This window comes from uncultured Roseobacter sp. (assembly GCF_947496515.1).
GTDB lineage: Bacteria > Pseudomonadota > Alphaproteobacteria > Rhodobacterales > Rhodobacteraceae > Roseobacter.
Genome location: NZ_CANMDB010000009.1, coordinates 79,220 through 104,432 on the forward strand (window position 1 = coordinate 79,220; position 25,213 = coordinate 104,432).

The following is a 25,213-nucleotide window of genomic DNA, read 5'->3' on the forward strand; positions in this document are numbered from 1 at the left end:
ACTCTCCGCGCCCTTCCTTTTTCGGGAAGACGCATTTGGCCGAAACAGTTTTTGCCCCCTGGGACGATCCTGCCGAAAAACCGCTGATCCGGTTTCGCAATGTCACCAAGCAGTTTGGCAGCTTCACCGCGATCGACGATCTGACGCTGGACATCTTTGAACGCGAGTTCTTTGCGTTGCTGGGCCCGTCGGGCTGCGGCAAGACCACGATGATGCGGATGCTAGCGGGGTTCGAGACGATCAGCGGCGGGACCATCGAACTGGCGGGACAGGACATTGCCGCCGTGCCGCCAAACAAGCGCGCGGTGAACATGATGTTCCAGTCCTACGCGCTGTTTCCGCATCTGAGCGTTTACGACAACATCGCCTTTGGCCTGCGCAGGGACCGCAAGTCGCGCGGGGAAATCGACGCGCGGGTGGCTGAGATGCTGAAGCTCACCCGGCTGGAAAAATTCGCGCGTCGCAAGCCGCATCAGATTTCGGGTGGCCAGCGTCAGCGTGTGGCGCTCGCCCGCAGCCTTGCCAAGGCGCCCAAGCTGCTGTTGCTGGATGAACCGCTTGGCGCGCTCGACGCCAAACTGCGGCAGGCCACGCAGTTTGAACTGATGGACATTCAGGAAAAGACCGGCACCACGTTTGTGATCGTGACCCACGATCAGGAAGAGGCGATGACTGTTGCCAGCCGCGTGGCCGTCATGGACGAGGGCCGGCTGATGCAGGTCGCCACGCCGGAGCGGATCTATGAGGCGCCCGAAAGCGTCTACGTGGCGGATTTCATCGGAGACGTGAATATCCTGACCGGGACGGCACAGGCCTCGGGCGAGGCGCAGTTCAGGGTTATCTGGGACGGGGAGCAGACCCCGCTGGTGGCTGCCTCGTCGCGGGAGTTCCACGATGGGCAGGCCTGTCACCTTGCGGTGCGGCCGGAAAAAGTCTCGATCAGCGCTGAAAGGCCAGAGGCGGCGGAGAACGCGGTGCAGGGCAAGGTGCTCGATATCGCCTATCTGGGCAACCTAAGCACCTATCACGTGGAGCTGCCGGGCGGACAGATCATCAAGGCGCAGACAGCCAACACGCGCCGGATTTCGCGCCGCAGCTTTACCTGGGAGGACCCGGTCTGGGTCTCATGGAGCGCCACTGCGGGGGTGCTGTTAGCGGAATGACACCTCGCGCCATCAGCAAAGGAGGCCGCCCATGCAGCGTGTGATACTGATCGCGATCCCCTATGCGTGGCTGCTGGCGTTGTTCCTGATCCCCTTCGTGATCGTCTTCAAGATTTCCCTGTCGGACATCGCACTCGCCATTCCGCCCTATACGCCGACGCTGGATGACGGGGTCGGGCCCTTCTTTCGCGCGCTCGACTTTGAGAATTTCGCCTTCCTGATGTCCGATGACCTTTATTGGAAGGCCTATCTCAGCTCGCTTCGGATCGCGGTGATCTCGACCTTGCTGACGTTGCTGGTGGGCTATCCGGTGGCTTACGCCATGGCGCGGGCACCCGAGGAATGGCGTGCCACGTTGATGATGCTGGTGATCCTGCCGTTCTGGACCTCTTTCCTGATCCGCGTTTACGCGTGGATGGGTATCCTCAGCCAGGAAGGCTTTCTGAACCAGTTCCTGCTGTGGACCGGGGTGATCGGAGAGCCGCTGACTATCCTCAATACAACGACGGCGGTCTATATCGGGATTGTCTACACCTACGTGCCCTTTATGATCCTGCCGATCTACGCCGCGCTCGACCGTTTAGACGGATCCTTGATCGAAGCGGCGGAGGATCTGGGCTGCTCCCGGCTGCAGGCGTTCTGGCTGGTCACCGTACCGCTGTCGAAGAACGGCATTATTGCGGGCAGTTTTCTGGTGTTTATCCCTGCGTTGGGTGAGTTCGTGATCCCGTCGCTGCTCGGCGGCTCCGGGACGCTGATGATCGGCAAGGTGCTGTGGGAGGAGTTCTTTAACAACCGCGACTGGCCCGTTGCCAGTGCCGTGGCGGTGATCCTGCTGCTGTTGCTGATTGTGCCGATCATCCTGTTCCAGCGTAACCAGCAGCGTCAGGCGGAGGCTGAGGGATGACGCGGCTCAGCTGGTTCAACGTGACATCGCTGACATTGGGCTTTGCATTTCTCTATTTGCCGATGGTGATCCTCATCATCTACTCTTTCAACGCCAGCCAGCTCGTGACTGTCTGGGCCGGGTTTTCGACCAGATGGTACGGCGAGCTTTTGCAGAACGAGGCGTTTCTGGATGCGGCCTGGGTGACGATCAAAGTGGCTGTGCTGTCCTCGACCATCGCGACGGTGCTGGGGACCATGGCCGCCTATGTTCTGGTGCGCGCGGGGCGTTTTCTCGGGCGCACGCTGTTTTCGGGCATGATCTATGCGCCATTGGTGATGCCCGAGGTGATCACTGGCCTGTCGCTGTTGCTGCTCTTTATCGGGATCGGCCTTGATCGCGGGGTGCTGACCATCGTTTTGGCTCATACGACCTTTTCCATGTGCTACGTCTCTGTTGTCGTCTCCTCCCGGCTGATGAGCTTTGACCGCTCGCTGGAGGAGGCGGCACTTGATCTGGGATGTTCAGGCTTTGATGCCTTTCGCCTTGTGACGCTGCCGATCATCGCGCCTGCGGTGATTTCCGGCTGGCTGCTGGCATTCACGCTCAGCCTTGATGATCTGGTCATTGCCTCATTTGCCGCCGGCCCGTCCGCCACGACCCTACCAATCAAGATCTTCTCTGCCGTGCGGCTCGGTGTGTCGCCGGAGATCAACGCGCTTTCCACGATCATGATCGGAATTGTAACGGTTGGTGTGATCAGCGCGTCGCTTATCTCCAAACACCGCACGCTGCGGCAGCGGCAAGAGGAGCAGGCTGCGGCCCGCGCGGCATGACGCGGATCTTTGGGGATTATGCCTACGGGTCCGGCCCTCGGGCGGGGTGCTGGTGGGATGAGACCTGTGCCGCACCGGAACGGCCATCTCTGAGGGGGACGCGCAAGGTTGACGTCGCGATCATCGGCGCTGGCTTTACCGGCCTGTCGGCGGCCCTTCATCTGGCTGAGGCGGGCCTGTCGGTCATGGTGCTGGACGCGGCCTATCCGGGCTGGGGGGCCTCTGGGCGCAATGGCGGGTTCTGTTGTTTGGGTGGTGGGATGCTGGGGGACGCCGAGCTGGATGCCCGTTTCGGCCGGTCGGAGAGGTTGGCCTTTCGCGCTACGGAAAAGGCCGCCGTCGAATGTGTGTCGGACCTGATCGGGCGGCTGAAGCTGTCGGTTGACCGACACTCACACGGCGAAACAGAGCTGGCCCATCGTCCTCGCCACATGGCGGCGCTGCGGGAGAAAGCGATTGCGGTGGAGGAAAACTACGGCGTTTCTCCTCAGTTGATCGAAGCGGAAGCGCTGGCCACACATGGGTTTGCGGGCCCCTTCTTCGGGGCGCTGACGATCCCCGTGGGCTTTGCGCTCAACCCGCGCAAATACCTTCTTGGGCTTGCCGCGGCGGCGGAGGCGGCTGGTGCGATGATCTTTCATTCCAGCCGCGTGCGGGGATGTGACTTTGCTGAAGGGCGGCATCGGCTGTCCATTGCCGCTGGTGAGGTGATCGCGAGGCAGGTGATTGTTGCGACCAATGGGTATTCGTCCGAGGATCTGCCTGCTTCTTTGGCCGGACGCTACATGCCTGCACAATCAAACGTGCTGGTGACACGCCCCCTCACGGAGGCGGAGATTTCAGCACAGGGCTGGCACACGGATCAGATGTGTTACGACAGCAGACACCTGCTGCATTACTTTCGTCTGATGCCAGACAGACGGTTTCTTTTTGGCATGCGGGGCGGTCTGTTCACGGGAGCAAGAGCTGAGCGGCGGGCGCGCAGCCGCATCAGGCGAGACTTTCGGACGTTATTTCCAGAGTGGGCCGACGTGGCAGTGGATCATATATGGTCCGGGATGGTGAGCCTGGCGCGTCATCGCCTGCCTTTTGTCGGTGCGCTTGATGAGGGCATCGGCCTTTGGGCCGCCATCAGCTATCATGGCAACGGGATTGCGATGGGCAGCCTTGCGGGCAAGCTTTTGGCCGACCGCATCTGCGGCCATACGCCAGACGCGATCCCTCTCGCAATGCGTCAACACCCGCCGCAGTTTCCCTTCGGCAGGGCGCGTCGGCTGGTCATGCCTGCGGCCTATGCCGGATTTCTGCTTGCCGACCTCTGATTGGCAATAGATTTTGGGCAGCTAGGCTTTCCCCGATACCCGATCTATGGTGCCCTATGGAGTGCTCTCCGGCTCGCGCAAGGCGCTCACCTGATCGGTTGTAACGCTGGCACCACCGGCGAGGATAAAGACCGTGTTTGTGCCATCGCGGCGGGCCTCGGTGATCTTGGCATATGTTTCCGCCGGTGTTGTGGCGATAGCTTGGCCCAACTGCCGACTTTCCACGGCGAAATTGTATAGCCCGTATGGCAGTGACTTCCCGTCTTCATCGACCCCTTGCCAATCGACGGGATCACTGCTGTTGTCGATTTGCTGGCGCGATACCACATTGCCGTCCGCATCATAGGCGATCAGAACCACTTCATCTGCAGTGCTTTCGGGTTTCGGCGTGACACTGATGCTGGATCCATCAAACGGCACCTTGGCAGTTGTGCGTGCTTCCATCCCGATCCAGCTGGCACTTTGACCGATGCTGGTGGCTGAGAGTTGACCTGCCAGCGCTTCGAGAAGGTCGTTGGAAAGAACCTGTTGCTCGACCATCGAGAATTGGGCCAGTTGCGCTGCGTATTCTGAGGAGTCTATCGGTTCCAGCGGATCCTGGTATCGCGCCTGGGCGGTCAGCATTTGAAGAAATGTCTCGAAATCTGAAGACAGAACTGCTGCGGACTGCTCGCTCGCGGCAGCGGCACGGGCTGTGTTTTGGGCAGCCTGAACGGTTTGGGTGGCTGTGACGTCCATAAAATGGCTCCTTAAAGGCGTAGATCGACACCGGTTGCCGGTGTCAGCGTGATTGGGATCTCGGGCTCTGCAGCGTCCTCAAAAAGGCGGGATGGCTGAAAGGAGGGGGCGTCATCATTGTCGGTCGTTTGCTGCTCGCTACCTGACTGGCCTTCGTTGAAGGCAAAATTGATGTTTTCGTATCCCAGGGCCTTAAATTCCTGCCCAAGCTGGTCGATATTGCGGCGCATAAGGTCCAGCGTTTCGGGCCGTTCCGCTGTGATCTGGACCGTGATGCCTGCTTCTGCCGCCATGATGTTCATACGAACCCGACCGAGTTCCCGCGGATTGAGCGAAACCTCAACCGGCCGGTCCGGCAGTCTTTGGAGAGCCTCGGCCATCTGGCGGCCGATCATGCCGGGGGTTTCTGACCGTGCGAGTGTTTGAGCGAGCGTGTTGGGGTTGGTCGAGCGAGCCTCCCACGAAGATGGCAGATCAAGGTCGCCGACAGCCGAAAGCGATAGCTCCGGACCTGCGGCATCTGCTTGAACCGTCAGAGGCATTCCGCTTTGCTGAAGCGCGGAGGGCGTGACAGTCAATGGCGGCTTTGTTGCCAGGGGGGCTGATGATGCGCTGGTGGTTTTGACCGAATGCAACTCGGCCGTTGTGACACGTCTGAGCCGTCGCTCATCACCTTCGGCATTCCGTTCGCCGCTTATTGACTTTGCGATCGATGTCGGCGCTGTTGGCAGTGGATTGACGGGTTGTGCGCTAAGCGTTTGTGTCGCGGCAGGTGTCGCAGTCGACACTGCCTTGGCGGTCGACGGAGCAGCGTCTGGCGTTGATGCTTCACGCGGTACCGATGGCGCAACACTCGCCATGACGGCTGCTTGCGGTGTCGCCTTGACAGATGGATCTACTGCAGTAGTGCTTGCTTCTTTGACGTCGCGGGGCGCCGTTGTAACACGCTGCGCGAAGGCCAGTTCACTCGTCTCGACACGAGGTTTTGTCGTGACGGATGTTGTTGCGCCAACTCCCTGATCCTCCAGTTTTGCCGCTTTTGGTACGTCGGTGGTGGCCATATCCGCCGACGGATCTGCATCAGTGGATCCTGTCGCCGTGTCAGGATCCTCGTCCACCGCTGGCGTCGCCACTAAGTCTTCGGCCGGCTCATCCGGTGCAACGGACGAAGGTGCCTTTTGCTCCATATCCTCCAATGTCTCCTCAGTCGAGGATTCTGCGGCATATGCGGTATCGAAATCCGCTTCCGAACTATTTTCCTTCGTATCTTGGGAAGGATCACGCATCGCTTGATTGTCGGTTCGGGTCGGCTTTGTAACGGCCGGTATGAGTTGAAGGTCGGTCATCGGTATCTCCGGGAGTTCTTCCGCGCTTGGCCTCTTATGACGCCGTTTGGTTACCGCATCTTTACCGGTTTCGCGCATACCGTCGAAAAGTAGTTGCAATTGGAGAGACCTCATATGACCGCCCCCATGATCGTCGGATCATCTGCTGCACCCATGTCCCCGCAAGACCGCGCCTTGCATCATGTCGCCCAAAAGCTTGAGGCCAGTTTTCTCGCGGAAATGTTGAAATCCGCGGGTTTGGGTAAGACGAGCGAACATTTCGGCGGTGGTGCAGGCGAGGATCAGTTCAGCTCTTTCCTCGTCGAAGAACAGGCCATGTACATGGTCAAGGCGGGCGGCATCGGCCTGAGCGAATCGTTGTTTCACGCACTGAAGGAGAAGCAAAATGACCAATGATGATATTGCCGACGTCATCGACGCCCTTGATGAATTGCTGGATGCAGAGCGCGCAGCTGTTCTCAACGGTGATCTTGATGAGGTCGGCCGTTTGCTGGCTCGTAAAGAGAGCCTGATAGCCGATCTGGACACCCAGCAAGACGCTGATCGCCAGGCGCTGGAGGCCATGAACCAGAAGATCCGGCGCAATCAACTGCTGCTCGAGCAGGCGATGGAGGGGATCCGCTCCGTGACCGACCGGTTGGCCACGCTGCGTCGTGTGAGCCGCTCTCTGGAGACCTATGACGAGAACGGTGAGCGCAAGACCGTCGACATGGGCGGCCAGAGCGCTGTGGAAAAGCGCGCCTGACACTGCATTTGAATTAAATGCGATCAACGAAGGAAGCAGCGATTAAGGTTCCATTAGTCTGTTTTCGCGCATGTTCCGCCTGCATCCGAGGTCGGGTGGCGCAGGGCTGAGAAAAGTCTCTGCATTGGTCAGAATGACAGTTTTGTCCCGCCGTGAAGGCGCGCGGGCCTAATCCACGCAAAGCGTGATTGATCAAAGGAACATGCTTCATGTCGAGCATTCTTACCAACAACAGCGCAATGGTTGCGCTGCAAACCCTGAAATCCATCAACATGAACCTTGGCAAGGTGCAGAGCGAGATCTCCACCGGCCTGACCATCGAAAGCGCCAAGGACAACGCTGCTACATGGGCCATCTCCAAAGTGATGTCTTCGGACGTTGCGGGCTTCGAAGCAATCTCTGACTCGCTGGCTCTTGGCCAGTCTACCGTCGGCGTGGCCCTGAATGCGGCTGAAAGTATCACGGATCTTTTGGAAGAGGTCAAAGGCAAGATCGTTAACTCACAAGAGGCAAACGTTGATCGCGAGAAGATCCAAACAGATATCAAGGAGTTGACCGACCAGATCTCTTCGATTGCTGGTGCAGCGCAATTCAATGGCCTAAATCTGCTGAATGGCTCTGATACTGCTGATGTCGATATCCTGTCCTCGCTCGATCGCTCGGCCGATGGCTCTGTTACCACGGGTGAAATCTCCGTTGCTCGCTCAGACCTTACCTCGACGGACATTGCCCTTGGAGATACAACTGTTGCAGCTGGTAGCGGTAATGGTGGTAACGTGGGTGGCGCTGTTGGTGGCGATAGCACAAGCAGTTTGGCTATCGCCGTTGGTGACGGTACGACACTCGTGTCTGCTGGTGGTTCTGTTGACGGGGTCGCATTTGCGCTGGCTCTTAGTGCGGGTGCGGGTGCTTACTCAACCGCTGGTAACGATTTGAACCTGACAGGTTTGAGCGCTACCGGGATTTCATATGTAGCATCAGAAGGTGATACTGCCGCGGATATCGCAGCAGGCCTCGAAGCCGCTTGGATCGGCTTTGCAATGGATCAAGGCTACGATCTGAACGCTGAGAACTTCCTGCAGGTTCGCGCCAATGGCGGTGCCATTGAGGTGACAACCAGCGGTTCTTTGGGTGCGACGGCTAACAACATCACTGCTTCGGTAAGCGTCAACGTCGCAGATGCGGCAACCGCGCCGCACAAGGCGGCAGGTCTGATGAACAACCTGAGCAAGATGGACGTGTCAACCGAAGCCGGTGCAGGTAACGCGCTGCTGGCGATTGAAAACCTAATTCAGACTTCGATTGATACTGCTGCTGCTCTCGGTTCGGCTGGTGGCCGGATCGAAACTCAGAACGAGTTCGTCAGCAATCTGATCGATAACCTGAAAACTGGTATTGGCGCACTTGTTGACGCGGACATGGAAGCGGCTTCGGCCAAGCTTCAGGCTCTGCAGACACAGCAGCAGCTGGGTGTTCAGGCTCTGTCGATTGCCAACCAGGCACCGCAGACAATCCTGTCGCTCTTCCGTTAAGCGATACCTTGGGGGCGCGTTTGATCGCGCCCCCAGACTTCAATTAGTTAAAGAGTAAAGGTTGCATCGTGAACGCTTACGCACAGGCCCAGAGCGCATATGCGCCAGCGACGGCCCCGACCAGAACGGCACGCAGAGCGGAATATGAGGTAATCGCTCGGATTTCTCACCGTCTCAAGAAGGCAATTAAGGACGACGACTTCCCCGCTCTCGCCGCTGCCCTTTATGAGAACAACAAACTCTGGACCACACTGGCGGTTGATGTCTTGAATGAAGACAACCTCCTGCCCGATGATCTGCGCGCACGTATAGTTTACCTGGCCAATTTTACCCGTCTGCACACTCAGAAAGTGCTCCGCAAAGAAGAAACAGCCGTCCCGCTTCTCGAAATCAACGCGATGATACTCGGCGGTCTCAGTGGAACTGGAGAGCAAAAATGAGCGGTCTCGTCCTCAAACTGAGCCCAAAGGAGAGGGTCTTGATCAACGGCGTCGTTATAGAAAATGGTGACCGTCGGAGCCGGTTGGCGATTATGACACCGGGCGCGCACATTCTGAGACTCCGGGATGCAATTCACCCAGAAGATGCAAAAACCCCCGTCAAACGGGCTTGCTTTGCCATGCAACTGGTGCTGTCGGGTGACAAGGATCCTGACGACGCGCACCTGCCTCTATTGCGTCAGCTTGAAGAGCTGAGCCAGGTTTTTACGGACGCGGACAGCCGATCTATTCTGGCGGAAGCAACGACTGGTCTTGTTGAAAAACAGCACTATCGCGCTCTGAAGGCTCTACGTGCTTTGATACCGAGAGAAGAGCGGCTGCTTGCCGCACGGCTGACCTGATGTTTGTCCCAATAATACCATCATCTGGTCTCGCTGGCTGGCGCTTCCTGCAAAGAACGTACGACAGCCAGTTTGCCAATTTCTCCAACTCAGCACAGGTAAGCCGGAGTGCAGAGTACTTCTCCGAAAATATCGGAAAAGTCGAGACGGCCAAAGATCTCACGTCTGACAGACGTCTTCTGGAGGTTGCGCTTGGTGCCTTCGGCCTCCAAGATGATATAGATAACCGCTTCTTCATTCAAAAAATCTTGGAAGAAGGAACAACGGCGGATGACGCCTTGGCGAACAGATTCTCCGATAGTCGCTATCAGGAGTTTTCCAAAGCCTTCGGACTAGGTCCCGGTGAACAAGTGCAGGTGTCAGCGGATGGCTTTGCCGCTGATATGGTGGCGCGTTTCCAGGCCAATAGTTTTGAAGTATCTGCCGGTCAGCAGGACGATACCATGCGTGTCGCTCTATACGCTCAACGCACCCTTGTTGATCTAGCAAGCCCACCGGTGAAACCAGATGATCGGATCGCTACCGAGGCGGTTGCAGCTGCCGTCAGCGAATTTGCCGAAACGATCGAGGGTGACGCGGCCTATTTTGAGAACAAGATTGGCAGCGTGATAACACCCGATGATCTTCTAGATGACACGCGTCTCCTGAAAATGGCCCTCGGCGCATTCGGTCTTTGGGATGATTACGATGCAATTATAAATTTCGAACCGACTGTTGATGTTCCGGTGAGCCCCGTTCGCGATAAAGTCAAGCAGGTTCTCGAAGAAGGCAGCATTTCAAATGTCGCCTTTGCCAATGAGTTGGAAAATCCTGCCTACGCCGACCTTGCGCGCGCCTTTGGTTTTGGCATTGCTGAGACGGTTCAAGTCAGACAACAAGGGTTTGCTGGCTCAATTGTGGATCGTTTCATTGAGCAGAATGTCGAGATACCAGACGGCGTTATCTATAATGAACCTCTTGTGGTCATAGATGGATCATTGCCACTAGAACCGTTTTCCGATCAAGACATGTCAAATGATGCCAAGTGGTTTACGATCATGGGTGAACCGCCGCTGCGGGCTCTTTTCGATGCTGCTCTGAACCTTCCAAGTGAAGTCGGGCAGATCGATATTGAAAAACAGTTGACTATCTTTAAAGAGCGCGCTCAGTCCATCTTCGGGAGTGATCAGGTAAATCAGTTTTCCGATCCTGAGAAAGTGGACGATCTCATTACGCAGTACTTACTTCGCTCACAGATTCAGTCATTCAACAACGCCACATCTTCCCAAGCAATTGCTCTGACACTTCTTCGCTCATAGCGGATGTGGTCAGCCAGCGGAGGTGTGGTGTCGTAAACCGTTTGAAGCGGGAACGTCCGACGATGTTCTGACGCGGCGTAAGATAAGATCGAGCTGTGTAAAGCTTTCCCTTATGGTGTCCCGTTCCTGCATGGCCATGAGTTTGTCAAGATCGGACCATATCTGGATCGCTGCGTCGATCTCGGGATCGCTGCCCATCGAATAGAGCCCAGCACGGATCATCATCGCATTTTCTTCATAGACAGAAAGTAGTCGGCGAGCCTTAGAGATAGATGCATTTTGTGGTTGTGTCGCGGCATCTGGCAAACTCCGGGAAATCGACTTCAGAACGTCGATAGCGGGGTAGCGACCGCGTTCCGCTATTGCGCGGTCAAGCACGACGTGACCATCAAGGACCCCTCGCAGGATATCTGCAATTGGTTCATCCAGATCTGATCCAGCAACCAATACACTGAATACTCCGGTGATATTGCCTTGGGTCCCTTGTCCCGGACCTGCTCGTTCACAAAGGGATGTGATCAAATGTGTTGTCGATGGAGGGAATCCCCTCAGCACCGGTGCCTCGCCCGCAGCAACCGCAACCTCGCGATGCGCTTCGGCAAAACGTGTGATTGAGTCTGCAAGCAGTAGAACCGATTGACCTTGATCACGAAAATGTTCTGCTACCGACATCGCGGCCCAAGCGCACCTTCTGCGCATCAAGGGCGATTGATCGGATGTTGCGCAAACGATTACAGCGCGGCGCAACCCTTCAGGACCCAACACACTTTCAACGAAGTGGCGCAGTTCACGGCCACGCTCGCCGACCATGGCGATAACAACCACATCTGACGTCATGTTCTGTGCAAGCTGACCTAGCAAGCTTGACTTGCCGACACCCGAGCCCGCGAATAATCCGATACGCTGGCCCGCGACAATCGGCAACATCGTGTTTAGCGCAATCATGCCGGTATTCATGCGATCTCCGAGGCCGCGCCGTGCGCCAGCATCCGGTGGGGCCCGGCGCAAGGGGTGTGTCACCGGACCAGACAACAACGGCTTGCCATCCAGCGGCTGGCCGAGGGGATCGACGATCCGGCCGATCCAGGCGTTCGATGGAGATATGCCAGAGGCGCCTAAAAGCGCGACGCGATCGTTCAGCGCAACGCCGTCCGGTGTTTGATCCGGCAGTAAAACCAACGAGGTATCATCTAGCTGCAGAATCTCGCCGCACAGGGGTGTGCCCTTCCGGCGGATTGCAACCAGATCGCCCACCCGAGCTTTGTGGGTCAGGCCAGATACGTGAATGACGCCTGCTTCAACCCGACTGACCCGTCCTATGCTGTTGGTTGATGTCAGCCTATTGATCTCGGCTGCGAGCCCATCGAATGGAATTGGCGCTTTCATGACGATCCTTTGCTGTTCGCACACTCTTTCTAAAGGAATCAGGGTTAAGCCTTGATGAAACCGTTCGAGGGAGAAGCCCGGATGTTCAAAAACCTAGAAGTCTTCAAGATTTCCCATGCGATGGCGCGACACGCGGGCCACAACCAGGCCGTGGTTGCCGAGAACGTCGCGAATGCTGACACGCCAGAATACAAGGCGCGTGCGCTTGACGGTTTCAAAGATAGCTATCTGGCGAGTGTTTCGATGGGCTCGACCCTGGGCCAAAAAGCAACGCGCGCGAAACATCTGAATGGCGCTGTACCTGGGCAAATCGCACAGGTTCGAACAGACGACGCAGCAATTGCATCCCCCAATGGAAATACGGTGTCGCTCGAAGGGGAGATGCTGAAGTCTCTGAATGCCCGTCGCCAGCATGACCGCGCGCTGGCCATCTATAAATCCTCCCTTGGTATTCTTCGCGCGACGTTGAGTCGGCAATAAGGAGAACGTTTCATGAACGATTTTGCAAAGGCACTTGATGTCACCTCAAGCGGGCTGAAGGCTCAGGCTACCCGACTCCGGCATCTGGCGGAGAACATCTCTAACTCCGATACGCCCGGCTATCGGCGAAAGCTGGTCCCATTCGAAACGGCTTTCAATTCTGACAGCCGCGTATCGATGGTCGAAACCGGACGCGTTCAGCTGGATCGGTCGACTCTGGAGCGCGTCTATGACCCATCGCACCCTATGGCGGACGATAGTGGCTATTTCGATGGCTCAAACGTCGATTTGATTATCGAGCTCGCAGACACCCGGGAGGCGCAACGCAGTTACGAAGCCAATCTCAAGGTGTTTGAACAAACCCGGAAAATGTCCAGCAGCTTGATGGATCTGCTGAGAAGTTAACCAACCAGATTTGTTACCGGCCCTACGTTAAAGGAGATCCAGAATGGATATGAAAGCTGTCTCAGCAATTCAACGTTTCACCGACGCGCGCGCCGCGTCTGCGATCGAGAGCTATGCCCAGGCCCGGCCTGCCACCGAACCCATGCCAGATCAGCCGACCATCATGGAGACCGCTAAAGTGGTCGCCGTGGATTTCGCCCAAACCCTCGCGGAGAGCGAGGAGACCGCTAAAGCGTCGATGATCGGTGATGCTGATCCACATGCTTTGGTTCAGGCGCTCGCTCAGACGGAACTCGCGGTCGAGGCCGCTGTGACAGTCCGTAACAAGGTGGTGGAGGCGTACCAGGAAATTCTGCGGATGCCCGTCTAGCATGCTGGATGAAGTCCTCTTCTTCGACACAATGCGGCAAGGGCTGTGGATTGCCTTTCTCATATCAATCCCAATCCTGACAGCCGCTTTGATCACGGGCGTGTCTATCGGTCTCGTTCAGGCCCTGACATCTATCCAGGAGATGACGCTCACGTTTGTGCCGAAACTCGGTGCCATCGTTCTCGTCTTCTGGCTGTCCATGGGCTTCATGACACAAACCTTGGTGTCGTTTTTTCACAACCGGATCATACCGCTGATCATCGGAGGGTAAGATGGAAAATACTGGCTACACGACTTTGACCCGGCAATCCGGGCTCATGCGCGAAATGCGTATCGTTGCCAACAATATCGCAAATGCCGCAACGACCGGCTTTCGGCAAGAGGGGTTGGTGTTTTCGGAATACGTGATGTCCGTTGACGGCGCTTCCAGCCTGTCGATGGGGCAGGGCAATGTCCGCAATACCTCCTTCGATCAGGGAACCCTGACCCAAACCGGCGGGACCTTTGATTTTGCAATTGAGGGCGAAGGGTTTTTCTTGGTCGAAACTCCCGACGGCGAAAGGCTGACCCGATCAGGTGCGTTTACCCCCAATGCAGAAGGTGACCTCGTGACCTTCGATGGTTACCGGGTGCTCGACGCCGGCGGCGCGCCCGTTTTCATCCCACCGGGCGCGTCGGATATCGCCGTCGCAGCGGATGGAACCATTTCAAGCGAGGGCAATCCCGTTGGTCAGATCGGCGCGGTTCAACCCGTCAATCCGCGTGAGATGGTTCGCGAAGACGGTGTCATGTTCCGGGCCGATGACGGATTTGAACCTGCAGAAAACGCCCGAATCCTGCAACGTTTCGTCGAGAACTCGAACGTAAACCCGGTTCTACAGATCACACGGATGATCGAGGTACAGCGCGCCTACGAACTGGGTGCCAGTTTCTTGGATGCGGAGGATGAGCGTGTGCGTCAGGCGATGCGTTCGATGTCTGAGTAGTTTTTCTTTAAAAGGAGTATCCCATGCGAGCCCTCAAGATTGCCGCAACAGGAATGAGCGCCCAGCAGATGCGGGTGGAGACCATTTCAAACAACCTCTCGAACATGAGCACCACTGGCTACAATGCCCGCCGGGCGGAATTTGCCGATCTGCACTATCAACAGATGACGCGGCCTGGCACGATCAGTTCTACAGACGGAACGGTTATGCCAACCGGTGTACAGCTGGGTTTGGGTGTGCGACCCGCAGCGGTGTCGATGCAATTGCAGCAGGGCTCTCTTAGTGCGACGGGTGGCGACCTAGATATCGCCATTGAAGGCAGAGGGTATCTTGAGGTGACGCTGCCAGCCGGTCAGATTGCCTATACCCGCGACGGCGGGCTGAAGCGCAACGGAGAAGGATTGATCGTCAATTCGGACGGCTTCCCTCTGGAGCCTGAAATCGTGATCCCGGACGATGCCCGCAGTATTTCTATCAGCGCCTCCGGAGAAGTCTTTGCCTATTTTGCAGACGCGGTCGATGCTGAGCTGTTGGGCCAGTTTAATCTGACCGGCTTTACCAATCCAAAGGGGCTTGAGGCGCTTGGCGGCAATCTTTTCGTCGAGACCGAGGCCTCTGGCCCGCCGCTGATCTCCACCCCGGGTGAGGACGGGCTGGGAACGGTTCGCCAAGGGTATCTGGAGGAAAGCTCGGTAGATGCCGTGCGTGAAATCACCGAGCTGATCGAGGCGCAGCGCGGCTATGAGATGAACGCCAAGGTAATCTCTGCAGCCGACCAGATGATGGGCGCCACGACACAGATCCGATGACCCGCATCCTGAGCCTCCTTTTTGCATCCAGCCTGTCATCGATGGTATTTGCGGATGTGGTCGTACCCACAAGAACGATCCGTGCGAACGCGATCATCACTGAGATGGACGTCAGTGCGAAAGCCGGTGAGGTCGCCAACACTTTTAATCGCCCGACCGATGTGATTGGGCAGGAGGCGCGCACCACGCTTTATGCCGGGCGCCCAATCAGGTTTGACGATGTCGGCCCGCCTGCTTTGGTTGCACGCAACCAGATTGTACCTTTGCGATTTGAGTCAGGTGGCCTCTTGATCACGACCGACGGCCGATCTCTTGAGAGAGGCGGCGTCGGCGACCGGGTCCGGATCATGAATCTGGATTCGCGCACAACGCTCTTCGGTCAGGTTCGACCGGATGGGTCCGTACAGGTAAAAAGATAGGGGTATCCAATGCTTTTTCGTAATTGTGTTATTGTCGGATCCGTTGTGCTGATCGCGGCCTGCGCTCGGATGGATCATTTGGGGAAACCGCCTACATTCTCGTCCCCTCGGGCCACATCTGAGCACAACGCCATGCTGTCTCCGGGGCTGCCGTTGCGGTCCGATGCGCAGGGACCGACCGAACGTGCGTCTCTATGGTCAGGGGCGCGTCAGTCTCTTTTGGGAGATCGCCGCGCTATTCAACAAGGCGACATCTTGACGGTTGTGATCGAAATCGACGAGGAGGCCGAGATTTCTAACGCCACCGACCGATCTCGCTCAGGCTCTGAAAGCTTGGGTATTCCTGGTCTTTTTGGATTGCCGCAACGCCTCGACGAAAGGCTACCAGATGGCGCGTCTTCGGCTGACGCGGTTTCAATCAACTCAACCAGCAGCTCTTCCGGTGATGGCTCTGTCAAGCGCAACGAGAAACTAACACTGCGTATCGCGGCTACAGTTATTGGTGTCTTGCCGAACGGCGTTTTGTCCATCTCCGGTAGTCAAGAGCTGCGCGTGAATTTTGAGATGCGGGAGCTGTTGGTTAGCGGTTATGTCCGGCCGGAAGATATCTCCCGCCAAAATGAGATCACTTATGACAAGATCGCAACTGCGCGGGTTTCCTACGGTGGTCGAGGTCAGATTACCGATGTCCAACAGCCGCGGATCGGCCAACAGGTGCTTGATGGTATCCTGCCATTTTAGAGGAAACATGAGATGAAAAAGCTGCTTCCGATTGTCATGCTTCTAATCGGCTCCGGCGCAGGTGTCGGTGCGGGAATATTTCTGAGGCCGGAGCCCGTTGAAGAGAAACAGGCGCTCTCCGAGGAAATGGAGGCGGAGCAAGACACCCAAGTTGAGAAAGATGAGGGAGCTGCTGATGAAACGAGTGGTCCTACCGCAGGTATGGAATACGTTCGGCTGCCCAATCAATTCGTAGTCCCTCTTGTCGCGGATGATCGGATTTCAGCGCTTGTTGTTATGTCCTTAAGCATGGAAGTCGCATTAGGTAGCACCGATACGATTCTTTTGGCTGAACCCAAAATCCGGGATAGCTTTTTGAGGGTGTTGTTCGATCACGCCGCCATTGGGGGCTTTGACGGTGCATTTGCAACCACGGAGAACATGGACGTAGTCCGCCGTAAGCTCCGAGATATCGCGCAGAGTATAATGGGCGAAGATATCGTCAACGATGTACTGATTTTTGAAGTTGCTCGGCAGGACTACTAGTCGAATAACTATGTGGTCAACTTTTTCGAAAGATGGTGTTTAAGGACTGTTGCGTTAATGGGGGGAGTGCTTCTGCAAGGGTCTTCATCGCCGGGGTTATGCGGTAACTTTAAAGAGGGCATTGATAAGCGCGATCGCGCCCCGAATACCCGGTTGTTTTTGATGGATGTGGCCGGGTTTAATGGTCTGGATAGTTTTTAGTCCACTCGGGGTTGCTTTGGCGGTTCGCACGGATCGGAAGCTCTGCTGATATCCTAGAATCCGTCTCACGGCGGAATCATCACTTTTGATAAGATTGTTGCGCCACTTTCGGTCAATGCGGCGAGTACTGTCAAAATGAGGACTATAGCGGTGATTGAGCCCGCGGATGACACGGGCGTGGGCCTGTGTTTTGTCCGTGCAGATCGTGGCGGGTTGATGTAGGCGTACGCGCTCGATCGCATTGTTGAGAAAGGCTTTGGCCGCTTTCGCATCCCGCCGCGCGGTCAGGCGGAAGTCGACCATCTGCCCGTTCGCATCCACAGCGTACCACAAATATCGCCACTCACTGCTCGGCAGTCGCTGCTTGCAGCGATGAGAGGGTGCCACCGACACGGATATAAGTCTCGTCCACGCGCCAATCGACACTGGCGCGGTGCAGATTTTTCGGTTCGCTTCGTCAGCTCCGGACCGAACTTCTGGACCCAGCGATGCACGGTTGAGCGGTCAACGGTGACACCGCGTTCTGCCAATAGATCGACAACGTCTCGATAGGACAGAGGATACCGAAGGTACCACCGCACAGCACACAGAATGATCTCACGCGGAAAGCGATGATGCTTGAACGGTGATTTGCGCGGCATAGCGAACCTAAAAAGCAGCACCTTGGCCAAAATGGAGCGACTACCGCGACAGTCCCCCAAATCGGCTCAAATCCGCAGAATCTGATCAGCTTATTGTCGTGATCAGCTTTTCTCTTTGGCTATATCCAGCCCCAAAGTACACAAGCCGAAAGCGCTAAGCTGAGGCAGACTTGGAGCGCATGCTCTTCGTTCCCGGCGAGCGCGTTGTGCCTGAAGACATGGCAATCACAACCGAAACTTTGAGCCTTCTTGCAAGATTTCCAAAAGAAATTCATTTGACGTGAAATGCCCTGGCCACGTTGGGAGAAGCCATAGCAAGGCGGCGGCCCGTTGCCTAAATGGAACGCATCAATCTGGCCACATCCGACGACTTTGAGCGCGTCGAGCATCTGGTCGGTCTGGCCATTATCGGATGGTGCAGTTTCGATAATGGCCGATGGATGGCGGTTATCCCATAAACGCGTCATAGCCCTTGGATCGGTGTCCGACCCACCAATCACTGAACCATCCGCTAACTCAAGGTACGCTTAAGTGATGGCGTCTCAAGAGTAGTCTTCGAAGCCCCCTTGGATGTAAAATTCAGTCCGTGTTAGCAACTACCTGACGATAAACTCGGCATGTAGGGCACCTGCTGCTTTAATGCTCTTAAGAATGTCAATCATATCTCTTGGCGCAACACCTAGTGCGTTCAAACCAGCGATAACTTCTGATAAGGATGTACCGGTTGGAACCTCTGCAAGTCCAATTCCTGGCTCTTCCTCGATTTCTGCCTCCGTGCGTGGGACGACCACTGTCTCACCATCGGCAAACGGGTTAGGTTGTACGGCGATTGGTGCTTCTTGTATTCTGAGTGTCAGATTTCCTTGTGACACTGCAACTCGAGAAATACGTACATCTTCGCCCATGACAATTGTGCCTGATCTTTGATCTACAACGACGCGTGCCTTTCTTTCGGGCTGGACGGATATGTTCTCAATTCGGCCAAGCGCATGCGCGACCGATGCCATACGCGTTTCAGGTATGTTCAGTTGAACAGTGCCGGAATCGAGCATGAAGGCAACTGGCCGACCGAAATCGGCATTTATGGCGTCTTCAATACGCGAGGCAGTTGTGAAATCGGCATCTCTTAGGGCAAGCCGCAGGTTTGTAAGGGTCGAGAGGTCGAAATCAATTTCGCGCTCCACCCGAGCACCGGAGGGTATAACTCCAGATGTTGGTACACCTTGGGTTACATTTGCACCATCACCTTCGGCCACGGCCCCTCCGGCAATGATTGTTCCTTGTGCTACAGCATAAATCTGCCCATCAGCGGCATTGAGAGGGGTCATGACAAGCGTACCACCAAGCAAGCTGCTGGCGTCGCCTATCGCTGAAACGGTCACGTCAATCTGACCACCGCCGCGGGCGAATGGGGGCAAGACGGATGTCACTAGCACAGCAGCGACATTTTGCGGTCGGAATTGCTCTCCTGTCACGTTCACGCCCAAACGCTCAAGAATATTGGACATTATTTCTTCGGTAAAAGGCGCGTTTCTCAGGCCGTCACCAGTCCCATTCAATCCGACAACCAGGCCATAGCCAACAAGGTCGTTGCCCCGAACACCATCAAATTCAACAAGATCCTTTATACGTACAGGCGTTGCCCAAGACAGTTGCACCGATGCAGAAATAGCAAGTAGGAATGCGAGAAACAGCTTCATAGGAAGTTCACCAATCTAAGCTGGGAACTGCGAACTGTAATGGTGTAGAGACTTTCAAGCTGAAACTGTACACTTTCGAGTTGGGTTGCAGCCTCAAACGGATCCGATGCAAGCAACGCGTTCCGCGCGAATTCGGTGCCTATTTCCTCGGCTTGGTTACGGGCCGAAATTGTCTCGACGCGTCCCTCCACAAAGCCAATCGTCGTGCGGACCCGGGTAAGCTGGTCCTGATTAGACTGTAAACCGAGACCCGCGATGCCAAAGAGTTCTGATTGCGTTGGTACGTCGAGTGCCAAACCGGGGTCATCGGCGAGGGCAGCAACGCTCATATTCATTAATAGCTCTTTAATGGCTGGGTTATTCGCACGGATGTCCAATGACACGCGTTCCGTATCAGAAAGAACAAAAGGGGCTAGCGATGTATTTGATCCGCTATATGCGACCGTATCGAATCCTGCAGGGTCGTCAAACCACGCCTTTGCAGCCGCGAAGATATCCTCAGGTGTTGTCTGTCCGAGGACTTCTGCTCGAACGAGCGCAATCAGCTCGTCAGCGTCCGGGAGTGGCACTGTGTCAGTTGCGGCGCCAGCAAAAAGGCTACGACCGGCCACGTCATCATTAAGCGAATTCAGTGTTGCCGATAGCTGAGTTCGTGCATTCTCCGACTGATTGCCAGATACAACACCGATAGGACCACCGCCCGCTAAGATAAGATCCAGCCCAAGTTCGCTGCCGAAATTCTGAACGTTTTCAAGTGACGTTTGCATTGTCTCCATCAGGTAGGCCGCTTCGGTATTTGCGACCGAATATCCGTTGAGAACCTCAAGAGATCTTTCAAGACTGGTGAGATAGTTATGATTGCCGTCCAATACTTGCCGCACATCCGCGACTTTCCCACTTGAAAGCTCGGTGGTAAGGCGTGTCATGTCCTGTCGCAGCGCACTGCTCCGGCGCTGTAGCATGAAAGATTGGGCGAGATCGCCAAGGGACGTGGTTGTCATTATTACAGCCTCAGGATTGTTTGCATCATCTCGTCTGCCGCCTCGATCATTCGGGCATTCGCGGCGTAGGTTTGTTGAACGACAATCAAACGCTGCATCTCTTGGTCGCTGTCGACCCCGTCAGCCAGAACCAGCTGGGTCAGCTCATTGAATTGGGTTGATGCATAACTCTGCACCTGCTCTGCCTGTGCTCTGTCTGCAGCAACGTTCGAGGTAAGTCCCGACGCCAGATTGACGAAGGAAAATGCGCCGACGCCAAAGCTGCCAGAGGCTGGCGTGCGCCGATCGGTCAGCGTATCAGACAGCGTTTGCAGCAAGCGAGCGTCGCCGACATCACCCTGAGTGACTGCATTGATCCCGTCCCTGATGCGCCAGGCCTCACCACCTTGCCGTTCATCTACGGCGGCGTTGAGCGTGATACGTTCTGATATTCCCACCTCGTTTAATGGGTCAAAGGCCGCTCCAGCATCTGTAAACAGCCCGGCGTCGGTCGCTCCGAGCGTCGGATCGACGGCGGGATCTTGAAACCGTTCGATCAAGTCGCGTGCGAGCGCGTCTAGCTGAGTTTGCGCTTCTACACCAAGTTCGTCGCGGATCTCGAATTGGGCACCCAGAGTGCCGCCCCCGAGTGCTCCGCGCGCACTGCTTGTTCGAACGGAAAAGCCATCAACGGTCAGGCCCGATAACGAACCGCCGTCGAGCGTCATGTAAGGTGTGACCTGGTTGACTGCGCTGAACTCAATTTCGGCCACGCCACCGTCAAGCAGAATGGCACCACCTGTTGAGTAAAGCGCGATCTGACCGTTCTCGCGAGAGACCTGCCGCACGGGGACCATGGCGCTGATTTCATCGACCAGTGACTGCCGATTGTCTTGGAGTGCTGAGGTATCGCCGCCCAAAACCATAGTCTTCGTGATCTGACGATTGATCTCCTTGACGCTTTGCAGTGCGGTGTTCAACCTGTTGACTTGGGTCTCGATATTGCGATCAGCGTCACTTCGTGAGCGCTGGATTTCTGTTGAGGCGGCCACGATGAATTCCGCCAGATCACGGGCCGCATCGACGCTGCCCCCAAGACGCTCTGCCGCATCGGGCCGGCTCGACGCGGTGACCAAGCTCCTTTCGAAGTCCGAGATGCGTCCAGATAGCGAGTTGGCCTCATCCGGTATGCCGAGTGCGTTCTCATAGTTGGTCAGAAACTGCGTCCTGTTGTCGGCATTGCGGAAAGCGGCCTCGGCGAGGCCGCGATCCATTAAGAGGGCTGGATTGACGGTGCGGTTGATCCCATCGACCCGAACACCGCCGATCTGCGACGACGACAGCGCGACGGACCGGACGCCGTAGCCGGGCGTCAGGGCGTTGGCAATGTTGGCCGAGATCGTCTGCGAGGTGCGCCCCGCAGCACGCAGACCGGTCATCGCATTTGATAGTGCAGATGAGATTGTCATTTTTGGCCCCCTTGGTCAGGCAACGATTTTCCTAGCCGCCGTCATCGCTTGATGTTGGTCGTTTCCTGCAACATTTCGTCGACAGTCTGGATCACTTTGGCGTTGGAAGAATAGGCCCGCTGTGTCTTGATCATATCGGTCAGTTCGCCGGCAACATCCGTGGTTGACTCTTCCCTTGCGAAAGAGACTACGTCGCCGGTCGGTCCATCACCTGCATCCCACAGGAAAAATGAACCGCTCGCCCGCGTGGGCAGATAGGTCTGGCTGTCCAAGGCTTCCAACCCATTCGGGTTGGGAACGTTGACCAGCGGGATCTGGTACACGAGACGGATCTCGCCGGTATCGAACGTTGCCCGGACAAAGCCGTTGGCGTCTACATCAAGACCCACAAAGTTACCGATAGCGGAGCCGTCCTTTGTCACCGAGATCGGCGCGAAGTTGTAGGAAAGCTGTGACAAACCACCAGTGTCGCCATAGGCGCCAATATCAATGGTAATTGGGCCAGCAGCGACGTCGACGGTCAGCAACCCGGTTGTGCTGGTATACGCCGGGCTGGGGCCGGCATTGGGACCTGCAGGGATGGCAATGGGCGCAACATTCGAGATTGTTCCGCCAGCGGTGCGTGCATCAAGGAACGTAATTTCATAGCGGCCAATCTCGGCGCCGGCCTGGGCTGAATCGGTCAACACCATCGTCCACTCGTTGGTCGCAGGGTCGGTTGCCGCTACCGGAGGTGTAGGCGTGAAGGTGATGCTGATGCTCTGCGACGTGCCAAGGTTGTCAAAGTATTCAACAGACAGTTGTTCCGTCAGAGCTGCCGCGCCAAATTCTGTCTCTGTTGCAGGCAGGTTGATGCCCAGCTTCATATTCAGTGTCGGATTGCCCGCCAACTGACCTGTATCGATTCGAACGGGTTCAAGTGCGTCGGCCGTGTCACGCGGGAAAGGCGGAATGGTTCCATCCAATGCTGCCGGGATGCCCATCAGTACCAGGCCAGACTGCGACGTCAGATACCCTTCGGCGTCGGTCCGGAACGAACCGGTTGTCGCCAGATACATCGGGGCATCATTCCCAAACGCCTGAACCTGTGCCGCCTGTGCGACGGGCATCATGCCTGCGCCCCGCACGGCCAGATCTGTCGCGTTGGATGTGCCGATAAGCGTGCCGCGTTGATCAATCAGCCGCTGTGTCGCCGCCCGAACGCCACCTGCGGCGTAGGATCCACCGCCCGATGACAACACCATGGATTCGAAGTCGGTTTCTACCCGCTTGTATCCAAATGTCGCTGAATTCGAGATGTTGTCGGAGATCGAGCCAAGCCGCTGTGCATTGGCTTGCAGCCCCGCAACACCTGCGTTGAGCGATGAAGAAATTGTCATGGGCACGCCTTTCTGATGTGATCATTTCTTGATACCCAGATAGACGTTCCGACTTAACGCCGCGCTAACAGCTAAAATCTGCCCTATTTATGCCACATTTCATCTCAGCAGAACAATTTCCACCCGGTCGTTTCGGGTCGCCATCGGATTGGGATGGATGGGTTCACGGTCCGCATGTCCCGTCACGCGCTGCATCCGGGCAGTACTGATACCGTCCTCCTGCAGCATCAGCCGCGTGCGCGAGGCGCGTTCAGCCGAGTTATCCCAGACGGGGTTGTCAGCCAAGACAATCGGACCCGCTCTTACATGACCACCGATTGCCACATCATTCGTGACCTTCTGGCTCATGTCAGCCACCATCTCGATCAGCGTCTCCATCAATTCGGTGGGCTGATCGGTGCCTTCGTCAAACAGCGGCATGCCATCCAGAGCGAACAGCTCAATCACGAGTCCCTCGTCGGTGATTCTGGTCACCACATGTTTGAGGGCATTTTCCATGACCATGCTTTCGCCACCGCGGGCGGTTAACTGGTCCACCAACTCTTGGAATTCGGCATCGGCGGCATCGCGTTCACCGTCGTCGCTATCCGTACCAGACTCGCCCCGGGACTGCTGCTGCTGGGCCGCGTAGTTCTGCGTGGCGCCGAGGCCATTCTGCGGCAGTGTCTCTTCGGAGAATATGCTCTCACCACCAAAGGCACCATCGCCGCCGCCTGAGACACGGTTCACCGGAATGGTCGGCGAAAAGTAATCCGCCAGACCTTTGCGTTGTTGTTCCGTCGTTGCATTCAACAGCCACATCATCATGAAGAACGCCATCATCGCTGTCACGAAGTCCGCATATGCGACCTTCCAGGCACCACCGTGGTGCCCGCCTGCGATAACCTTCTTCCGTTTGATGATGACTGGTGCCAGATTGCTCTGCGCCGCCATAAATCACCACTCTCGTATTCACCCAAAGCGTAGATGTAACGAAAAGGTCTTTCAGCCTCCTTAACAGCGCAGGGCAATTCTGTGGCGGGCGGGCGGAACGGGACGCAATCACTGCTGAGGGATGCCGGATCAAGCCTGTCGCAGTCGTGCGAGCGTCATCTGGCGCTGGCGTTCGCGAAACCGGGCCTTGTCCTCAGCGGACGTCTCATCGATGCACAGATGACAGCTGACTCCGGCCTCATACTCGGCCCGATTTGTATCCGATGGCAGCAAGGGGCGGCGGCAGCCGTGGCACAACAGATGCGGCCCCTCGCGCAGCCCATGCTCCACGCTGACGCGGTTATCAAAGACGAAACACGCGCCGTGCCATTTGCTGTCGGGTTCCGGCACTTCCTCAAGGTATTTCAGAATGCCACCCTTGAGGTGATAGACATCCTCGACCCCCTGGCTAAGCAAGTAGTTTGTCGATTTCTCACAGCGGATCCCACCGGTGCAGAACATGGCGACGCGTTTGCCTTCGAACTGCGCCTTGTTCTCCTCCCACCATGCGGGAAAGTCGCCGAAGCTCTCGGTTTTAGGATCGATCGCGCCGTCGAAGGAGCCAATGGCAACTTCATACGCGTTCCGTGTGTCAATCACGGCCACATCAGGCGCTGAAATCAACGCATTCCAGTCCTGTGGCTTCACGTAGTGGCCCACTCGCGCACGCGGATCCACATCGGGCTGGCCCATGGTGACGATTTCGCGCTTCAGCCGCACCTTCATCTTGCCAAAGGGCGGCTGGGCACTGGTCGATTCCTTCCACTCCAGATCCGCGCAGCCGGGCAGGCTTCGCAAATGCGCAATCACCGCGTCGATGCCTTTGCGCGGTCCGGCGATCGTGCCGTTCACACCCTCGTTCGCCAGGAGCAGCGTGCCTTTGACCTCTTCCGCCGCGCATAGGGCGACCAGCGCCGGCTTCAGGGCGGCCGGATCGCCGATGCGCGTGAAGTGATAGAGAGCGGCAATCGTGAACATGCCCGTCAGATATGACCAAGCACCGGGACGCGCAAGACCGTGCCTGCCTGCGCTGCCCCGCGGGC

29 protein-coding genes and 1 pseudogene are annotated in these 25,213 nt (G+C 56.7%); 19 read left to right on the forward strand and 11 right to left on the reverse strand.

Annotated elements, in window-relative coordinates:
* Positions 1-35 precede the first annotated feature (35 nt).
* Genes Q1A53_RS15700 through Q1A53_RS15715 form a run of 4 tightly spaced genes read left to right on the forward strand, consistent with a single transcriptional unit; the run spans position 36 to position 4,207 of the window.
* Positions 36-1,163, forward strand: coding sequence for an ABC transporter ATP-binding protein (locus tag Q1A53_RS15700; protein WP_299968585.1), 1,128 nt, complete (start codon positions 36-38; stop codon positions 1,161-1,163).
* A gap of 31 nt (positions 1,164-1,194) precedes the next feature.
* A complete protein-coding gene (locus Q1A53_RS15705; RefSeq protein ID WP_299968586.1) occupies positions 1,195-2,070 on the forward strand; it encodes an ABC transporter permease subunit in 876 nt (291 codons plus the stop codon).
* Entirely contained in the window at positions 2,067-2,885 is an 819-nt protein-coding gene (locus Q1A53_RS15710) for an ABC transporter permease subunit (RefSeq protein ID WP_299968587.1), read from the forward strand. The genes Q1A53_RS15705 and Q1A53_RS15710 overlap by 4 nt, the downstream gene beginning before the upstream one ends.
* A complete protein-coding gene (locus tag Q1A53_RS15715) occupies positions 2,882-4,207 on the forward strand; it encodes an FAD-binding oxidoreductase (RefSeq protein ID WP_299968588.1) in 1,326 nt (441 codons plus the stop codon). Before Q1A53_RS15710 ends, Q1A53_RS15715 begins: the two co-directional genes overlap by 4 nt.
* Before the next feature lie 54 nt (positions 4,208-4,261).
* Here Q1A53_RS15715 and Q1A53_RS15720 read toward each other — a convergent pair whose 3' ends face one another.
* Positions 4,262-4,945: a flagellar hook capping FlgD N-terminal domain-containing protein gene (locus tag Q1A53_RS15720; RefSeq protein WP_299968589.1), complete on the reverse strand. Its 684-nt coding sequence runs from the start codon at positions 4,943-4,945 to the stop codon at positions 4,262-4,264.
* An 11-nt stretch (positions 4,946-4,956) separates the two neighbouring features.
* Positions 4,957-6,291, reverse strand: a complete 1,335-nt coding sequence (locus tag Q1A53_RS15725) for a flagellar hook-length control protein FliK (RefSeq protein ID WP_299968590.1) — start codon at positions 6,289-6,291, stop codon at positions 4,957-4,959.
* A gap of 126 nt (positions 6,292-6,417) precedes the next feature.
* Here Q1A53_RS15725 and Q1A53_RS15730 point away from each other — a divergent pair, with 126 nt between their 5' ends.
* The 6 genes from Q1A53_RS15730 to Q1A53_RS15755 all read left to right on the forward strand — a co-directional run bounded on the left by Q1A53_RS15730 (position 6,418) and on the right by Q1A53_RS15755 (position 10,707).
* The gene (locus Q1A53_RS15730; RefSeq protein WP_299968708.1) at positions 6,418-6,687 is read left to right on the forward strand and encodes a rod-binding protein; all 270 of its coding nucleotides are present in this window, start codon (positions 6,418-6,420) and stop codon (positions 6,685-6,687) included.
* On the forward strand, positions 6,677-7,036 hold the full coding sequence (locus Q1A53_RS15735; RefSeq protein WP_299968591.1) for a flagellar biosynthesis protein FlgN: 360 nt from the start codon (positions 6,677-6,679) through the stop codon (positions 7,034-7,036). Before Q1A53_RS15730 ends, Q1A53_RS15735 begins: the two co-directional genes overlap by 11 nt.
* 209 nt (positions 7,037-7,245) lie before the next feature.
* Positions 7,246-8,568 carry a flagellin gene (locus Q1A53_RS15740; RefSeq protein ID WP_299968592.1) on the forward strand — a complete coding sequence of 441 codons (1,323 nt, stop codon included), beginning with the start codon at positions 7,246-7,248 and terminating at the stop codon, positions 8,566-8,568.
* Positions 8,569-8,636: 68 nt separating this feature from the next.
* Positions 8,637-9,008 carry a flagellar biosynthesis regulator FlaF gene (flaF, locus tag Q1A53_RS15745; RefSeq protein ID WP_299968593.1) on the forward strand — a complete coding sequence of 124 codons (372 nt, stop codon included), beginning with the start codon at positions 8,637-8,639 and terminating at the stop codon, positions 9,006-9,008.
* Entirely contained in the window at positions 9,005-9,409 is a 405-nt protein-coding gene (gene flbT, locus Q1A53_RS15750; RefSeq protein ID WP_299968594.1) for a flagellar biosynthesis repressor FlbT, read from the forward strand. The genes flaF and flbT overlap by 4 nt, the downstream gene beginning before the upstream one ends.
* Entirely contained in the window at positions 9,409-10,707 is a 1,299-nt protein-coding gene (locus tag Q1A53_RS15755; RefSeq protein ID WP_299968595.1) for a DUF1217 domain-containing protein, read from the forward strand. Before flbT ends, Q1A53_RS15755 begins: the two co-directional genes overlap by 1 nt.
* Before the next feature lie 9 nt (positions 10,708-10,716).
* Here the strand turns inward: Q1A53_RS15755 and Q1A53_RS15760 are convergent, their stop codons facing one another.
* Positions 10,717-12,093 carry a FliI/YscN family ATPase gene (locus Q1A53_RS15760; RefSeq protein ID WP_299968596.1) on the reverse strand — a complete coding sequence of 459 codons (1,377 nt, stop codon included), beginning with the start codon at positions 12,091-12,093 and terminating at the stop codon, positions 10,717-10,719.
* 54 nt (positions 12,094-12,147) lie between these two features.
* Between Q1A53_RS15760 and Q1A53_RS15765 the strand changes: the two genes are divergently transcribed.
* Genes Q1A53_RS15765 through Q1A53_RS15805 form a run of 9 tightly spaced genes read left to right on the forward strand, consistent with a single transcriptional unit; the run spans position 12,148 to position 16,828 of the window.
* The gene (locus Q1A53_RS15765; protein ID WP_299968597.1) at positions 12,148-12,573 is read left to right on the forward strand and encodes a FlgB family protein; all 426 of its coding nucleotides are present in this window, start codon (positions 12,148-12,150) and stop codon (positions 12,571-12,573) included.
* Between the two features lie 12 nt (positions 12,574-12,585).
* Entirely contained in the window at positions 12,586-12,978 is a 393-nt protein-coding gene (gene flgC, locus Q1A53_RS15770; protein WP_299968598.1) for a flagellar basal body rod protein FlgC, read from the forward strand.
* 43 nt (positions 12,979-13,021) lie between these two features.
* Entirely contained in the window at positions 13,022-13,348 is a 327-nt protein-coding gene (fliE, locus tag Q1A53_RS15775; RefSeq protein ID WP_299968599.1) for a flagellar hook-basal body complex protein FliE, read from the forward strand.
* Position 13,349: 1 nt separating this feature from the next.
* On the forward strand, positions 13,350-13,619 hold the full coding sequence (locus tag Q1A53_RS15780; RefSeq protein ID WP_299968600.1) for a flagellar biosynthetic protein FliQ: 270 nt from the start codon (positions 13,350-13,352) through the stop codon (positions 13,617-13,619).
* 1 nt (position 13,620) lies between these two features.
* Positions 13,621-14,334: a flagellar hook-basal body complex protein gene (locus tag Q1A53_RS15785; RefSeq protein WP_299968601.1), complete on the forward strand. Its 714-nt coding sequence runs from the start codon at positions 13,621-13,623 to the stop codon at positions 14,332-14,334.
* Positions 14,335-14,357: 23 nt separating this feature from the next.
* Positions 14,358-15,143 carry a flagellar basal-body rod protein FlgG gene (flgG, locus tag Q1A53_RS15790; RefSeq protein ID WP_299968602.1) on the forward strand — a complete coding sequence of 262 codons (786 nt, stop codon included), beginning with the start codon at positions 14,358-14,360 and terminating at the stop codon, positions 15,141-15,143.
* On the forward strand, positions 15,140-15,562 hold the full coding sequence (gene flgA, locus Q1A53_RS15795) for a flagellar basal body P-ring formation chaperone FlgA (RefSeq protein WP_299968603.1): 423 nt from the start codon (positions 15,140-15,142) through the stop codon (positions 15,560-15,562). The genes flgG and flgA overlap by 4 nt, the downstream gene beginning before the upstream one ends.
* 9 nt (positions 15,563-15,571) lie before the next feature.
* Entirely contained in the window at positions 15,572-16,303 is a 732-nt protein-coding gene (flgH, locus tag Q1A53_RS15800; RefSeq protein ID WP_299968604.1) for a flagellar basal body L-ring protein FlgH, read from the forward strand.
* A 12-nt stretch (positions 16,304-16,315) separates the two neighbouring features.
* A complete protein-coding gene (locus Q1A53_RS15805) occupies positions 16,316-16,828 on the forward strand; it encodes a flagellar basal body-associated FliL family protein (RefSeq protein WP_299968605.1) in 513 nt (170 codons plus the stop codon).
* A 96-nt stretch (positions 16,829-16,924) separates the two neighbouring features.
* Here the strand turns inward: Q1A53_RS15805 and Q1A53_RS15810 are convergent.
* The 8 genes and pseudogenes from Q1A53_RS15810 to Q1A53_RS15845 form a co-directional block, all read right to left on the reverse strand.
* Positions 16,925-17,670, reverse strand: a pseudogene (locus Q1A53_RS15810) (IS6 family transposase).
* A 119-nt stretch (positions 17,671-17,789) separates the two neighbouring features.
* On the reverse strand, positions 17,790-18,137 hold the full coding sequence (locus Q1A53_RS15815) for a hypothetical protein (RefSeq protein ID WP_299968606.1): 348 nt from the start codon (positions 18,135-18,137) through the stop codon (positions 17,790-17,792).
* A 129-nt stretch (positions 18,138-18,266) separates the two neighbouring features.
* Positions 18,267-19,370, reverse strand: a complete 1,104-nt coding sequence (locus Q1A53_RS15820) for a flagellar basal body P-ring protein FlgI (RefSeq protein ID WP_299968607.1) — start codon at positions 19,368-19,370, stop codon at positions 18,267-18,269.
* Complete coding sequence (locus tag Q1A53_RS15825) at positions 19,367-20,296, reverse strand: flagellin (protein ID WP_299968608.1); 930 nt, start codon at positions 20,294-20,296, stop codon at positions 19,367-19,369. Before Q1A53_RS15825 ends, Q1A53_RS15820 begins: the two co-directional genes overlap by 4 nt.
* Before the next feature lie 77 nt (positions 20,297-20,373).
* On the reverse strand, positions 20,374-21,819 hold the full coding sequence (gene flgK / locus Q1A53_RS15830) for a flagellar hook-associated protein FlgK (RefSeq protein ID WP_299968609.1): 1,446 nt from the start codon (positions 21,817-21,819) through the stop codon (positions 20,374-20,376).
* A gap of 41 nt (positions 21,820-21,860) precedes the next feature.
* Positions 21,861-23,198, reverse strand: a complete 1,338-nt coding sequence (locus tag Q1A53_RS15835; protein ID WP_299968610.1) for a flagellar hook protein FlgE — start codon at positions 23,196-23,198, stop codon at positions 21,861-21,863.
* 99 nt (positions 23,199-23,297) lie between these two features.
* Entirely contained in the window at positions 23,298-24,131 is an 834-nt protein-coding gene (locus Q1A53_RS15840; protein ID WP_299968611.1) for a flagellar motor protein MotB, read from the reverse strand.
* Positions 24,132-24,260: 129 nt separating this feature from the next.
* Positions 24,261-25,148 (reverse strand): rhodanese-related sulfurtransferase, encoded by an 888-nt coding sequence (locus tag Q1A53_RS15845; RefSeq protein WP_299968612.1) that lies wholly within the window; start codon positions 25,146-25,148, stop codon positions 24,261-24,263.
* Positions 25,149-25,213 lie beyond the last annotated feature (65 nt).

Bases quoted from the DNA above. Each gene is read 5' to 3' on its own strand.
- Q1A53_RS15705 (WP_299968586.1), top strand. From the start codon at position 1,195: ATGCAGCGTGTGATACTGATCGCGATCCCCTATGCGTGGCTGCTGGCG.
- Q1A53_RS15710 (WP_299968587.1), top strand. From the start codon at position 2,067: ATGACGCGGCTCAGCTGGTTCAACGTGACATCGCTGACATTGGGCTTT.
- Q1A53_RS15715 (WP_299968588.1), top strand. From the start codon at position 2,882: ATGACGCGGATCTTTGGGGATTATGCCTACGGGTCCGGCCCTCGGGCG.
- Q1A53_RS15720 (WP_299968589.1), bottom strand. From the start codon at position 4,945: ATGGACGTCACAGCCACCCAAACCGTTCAGGCTGCCCAAAACACAGCC.
- Q1A53_RS15725 (WP_299968590.1), bottom strand. From the start codon at position 6,291: ATGACCGACCTTCAACTCATACCGGCCGTTACAAAGCCGACCCGAACC.
- Q1A53_RS15730 (WP_299968708.1), top strand. From the start codon at position 6,418: ATGATCGTCGGATCATCTGCTGCACCCATGTCCCCGCAAGACCGCGCC.
- Q1A53_RS15735 (WP_299968591.1), top strand. From the start codon at position 6,677: ATGACCAATGATGATATTGCCGACGTCATCGACGCCCTTGATGAATTG.
- Q1A53_RS15740 (WP_299968592.1), top strand. From the start codon at position 7,246: ATGTCGAGCATTCTTACCAACAACAGCGCAATGGTTGCGCTGCAAACC.
- flbT (WP_299968594.1), top strand. From the start codon at position 9,005: ATGAGCGGTCTCGTCCTCAAACTGAGCCCAAAGGAGAGGGTCTTGATC.
- Q1A53_RS15755 (WP_299968595.1), top strand. From the start codon at position 9,409: ATGTTTGTCCCAATAATACCATCATCTGGTCTCGCTGGCTGGCGCTTC.
- Q1A53_RS15760 (WP_299968596.1), bottom strand. From the start codon at position 12,093: ATGAAAGCGCCAATTCCATTCGATGGGCTCGCAGCCGAGATCAATAGG.
- Q1A53_RS15765 (WP_299968597.1), top strand. From the start codon at position 12,148: ATGAAACCGTTCGAGGGAGAAGCCCGGATGTTCAAAAACCTAGAAGTC.
- flgC (WP_299968598.1), top strand. From the start codon at position 12,586: ATGAACGATTTTGCAAAGGCACTTGATGTCACCTCAAGCGGGCTGAAG.
- fliE (WP_299968599.1), top strand. From the start codon at position 13,022: ATGGATATGAAAGCTGTCTCAGCAATTCAACGTTTCACCGACGCGCGC.
- Q1A53_RS15780 (WP_299968600.1), top strand. From the start codon at position 13,350: ATGCTGGATGAAGTCCTCTTCTTCGACACAATGCGGCAAGGGCTGTGG.
- Q1A53_RS15785 (WP_299968601.1), top strand. From the start codon at position 13,621: ATGGAAAATACTGGCTACACGACTTTGACCCGGCAATCCGGGCTCATG.
- flgG (WP_299968602.1), top strand. From the start codon at position 14,358: ATGCGAGCCCTCAAGATTGCCGCAACAGGAATGAGCGCCCAGCAGATG.
- flgA (WP_299968603.1), top strand. From the start codon at position 15,140: ATGACCCGCATCCTGAGCCTCCTTTTTGCATCCAGCCTGTCATCGATG.
- flgH (WP_299968604.1), top strand. From the start codon at position 15,572: ATGCTTTTTCGTAATTGTGTTATTGTCGGATCCGTTGTGCTGATCGCG.
- Q1A53_RS15805 (WP_299968605.1), top strand. From the start codon at position 16,316: ATGAAAAAGCTGCTTCCGATTGTCATGCTTCTAATCGGCTCCGGCGCA.
- Q1A53_RS15815 (WP_299968606.1), bottom strand. From the start codon at position 18,137: ATGACGCGTTTATGGGATAACCGCCATCCATCGGCCATTATCGAAACT.
- Q1A53_RS15820 (WP_299968607.1), bottom strand. From the start codon at position 19,370: ATGAAGCTGTTTCTCGCATTCCTACTTGCTATTTCTGCATCGGTGCAA.
- Q1A53_RS15825 (WP_299968608.1), bottom strand. From the start codon at position 20,296: ATGACACGCCTTACCACCGAGCTTTCAAGTGGGAAAGTCGCGGATGTG.
- flgK (WP_299968609.1), bottom strand. From the start codon at position 21,819: ATGACAATCTCATCTGCACTATCAAATGCGATGACCGGTCTGCGTGCT.
- Q1A53_RS15835 (WP_299968610.1), bottom strand. From the start codon at position 23,198: ATGACAATTTCTTCATCGCTCAACGCAGGTGTTGCGGGGCTGCAAGCC.
- Q1A53_RS15840 (WP_299968611.1), bottom strand. From the start codon at position 24,131: ATGGCGGCGCAGAGCAATCTGGCACCAGTCATCATCAAACGGAAGAAG.
- Q1A53_RS15845 (WP_299968612.1), bottom strand. From the start codon at position 25,148: ATGTTCACGATTGCCGCTCTCTATCACTTCACGCGCATCGGCGATCCG.